General features: G+C 73.5%; 2 protein-coding genes. Both read left to right on the top strand.

What is annotated here, in order from left to right:
• Positions 1 to 350: helix-turn-helix transcriptional regulator (locus tag AB0M28_RS40390; RefSeq protein ID WP_365415821.1), on the top strand; the 350-nt coding region annotated here is incomplete at its 5' end.
• A 173-nt stretch (positions 351 to 523) separates the two neighbouring features.
• Entirely contained in the window at positions 524 to 1,963 is a 1,440-nt protein-coding gene (locus AB0M28_RS40385) for a GuaB1 family IMP dehydrogenase-related protein (RefSeq protein ID WP_365415819.1), read from the top strand.
• The last annotated feature ends 109 nt before the right edge of the window (positions 1,964 to 2,072 follow it).

Raw genomic sequence — 2,072 nt, 5'->3', positions numbered from 1 at the left:
GCGCCGGGTCGCGGACTGGTCGGCGACGCTGGTGGAGGTCGTACGCCTGCGGCTGGAGCCGGCCCGCCGCCCACGCGGCGGCCCACGCCCAGCGCCTGGCGGACGCCTGCGAGGGCGCCCGCACGCCCGCGCTGCTCGCCGCGGCCCGCCCGCTGCCGCTCACCGGCCGGGAACGGGAGACAGCGCTGCTCGCCGCGCGGGGCCTGTCCAACCGCGAGATCGCCGAACGCCTCGTCGTCTCGGTCCGCACGGTGGAGGGCCACCTGTACCGCGCCGGCGCCAAACTGGGCGCGGGCAACCGCTCGGAGCTCGCCGCCCTGCTCCGGGAGGAGCTGTCACCCGGCGGGTGACGGGCCGCCGGAGGCGATCGGCCCCCCTTGGAGGATCGCACCAGAAGACCGGCGCTGACCTGGACCTTTGTCCCGCTCCGCACATTCCGTCCGGCATGGGACAATGAAGTACGTGCTTATCCCCCTGGCTGGATCGCCAGGGGGCCGCCTCGAAGCGACTGGATGATCAGCACGTGCGATTCCTCAACGATCTGCAGCCGTCGTACGACCTCACCTACGACGACGTCTTCATGGTGCCGCGCCGCTCCGCGGTGGGCTCCCGCCAGGGTGTGGATCTGGCCTCCACGGACGGCACCGGGACGACGATTCCGCTGGTCGTGGCCAACATGACCGCCATCGCCGGGCGCCGGATGGCCGAGACCGTGGCGCGCCGCGGCGGGCTCGTCGTCATCCCGCAGGACATCCCGATCGACGTCGTCACCGAGGTCGTGTCCTGGGTCAAGCAGCGCCACCTCGTGCTGGACACCCCCATCGTGCTCGACCCGCACTCCACCGTCGCCGACGCGCTGTCGCTGCTGCCCAAGCGGGCGCACGGCGCCGGTGTCGTCGTCCAGGACGGCCGCCCCGTCGGCATCGTGACCGAGAGCGACCTGAGCGGCGTCGACCGCTTCACCCAGCTCTCCGAGGTCATGTCCCGCGACCTGCTCCTCATCGACGCCGGCATCGACCCGCGCGAGGCGTTCACCAAGCTCGACGGCGCCCACCGCCGGCTCGCCCCCGCCGTCGACGCCGACGGCAGGCTGGCGGGCATCCTCACCCGCAAGGGCGCCCTGCGGGCCACGCTCTACACCCCCGCCACCGACGCGGGCGGCCGGCTGCGGATCGCCGCCGCCGTCGGCATCAACGGCGACGTGGCCGCCCGCGCCAAGCAGCTGCTGGACGCCGGGGTCGACACCCTGGTCGTGGACACCGCCCACGGCCACCAGGAGTCGATGATCAGCGCCCTGAAGGCCGTCCGCGCCCTGGACCCGCAGGTCCCGGTCGTCGCGGGCAACATCGTCGCCGCCGAGGGCGTGCGCGATCTGGTCGAGGCCGGCGCCGACATCATCAAGGTCGGCGTGGGCCCCGGCGCCATGTGCACCACCCGGATGATGACCGGCGTCGGCCGGCCGCAGTTCTCCGCCGTGCTGGAGTGCGCCGCCGAGGCGCGCAAGTTCGGCAAGCACGTGTGGGCCGACGGCGGCGTGCGGCACCCGCGCGACGTCGCGATGGCGCTGGCCGCGGGCGCGTCCAACGTCATGATCGGCTCCTGGTTCGCCGGGACGTACGAGTCGCCGGGCGATCTGCAGCAGACCGCCGACGGCCGGCTCTACAAGGAGTCCTTCGGCATGGCCTCCGCCCGCGCGGTGCGCAACCGCACCTCGGAGGAGTCGTCGTACGACCGGGCGCGCAAGGGGCTGTTCGAGGAGGGCATCTCCACCTCGCGGATGTTCCTCGACCCGGCCCGGCCGGGCGTCGAGGACCTGATCGACTCGATCATCGCGGGCGTGCGCAGCTCCTGCACGTACGCGGGCGCCTCGTCGCTGGAGGAGTTCCACGAGAAGGCGATCGTCGGCATCCAGTCCGCCGCCGGCTACGCGGAGGGCCAGCCCCTGCACGCGTCCTGGCAGTAGCCGCCCGCTGCCGCCGAGGCCCCTGGTACGCGATGGGCTGGCCGTCCAGCTCGGGGTCGGCACTGTCGACGATCTGGCCGGTGGCCTGGGTGTAGACCCGGAGCTTGGC

The organism is Streptomyces sp. NPDC051940 (genome assembly GCF_040680895.1).
GTDB lineage: Bacteria > Actinomycetota > Actinomycetes > Streptomycetales > Streptomycetaceae > Streptomyces.
Note: the sequence above shows the minus strand (reverse complement) of the source record. Positions and strands in the feature narration are given on the sequence as shown.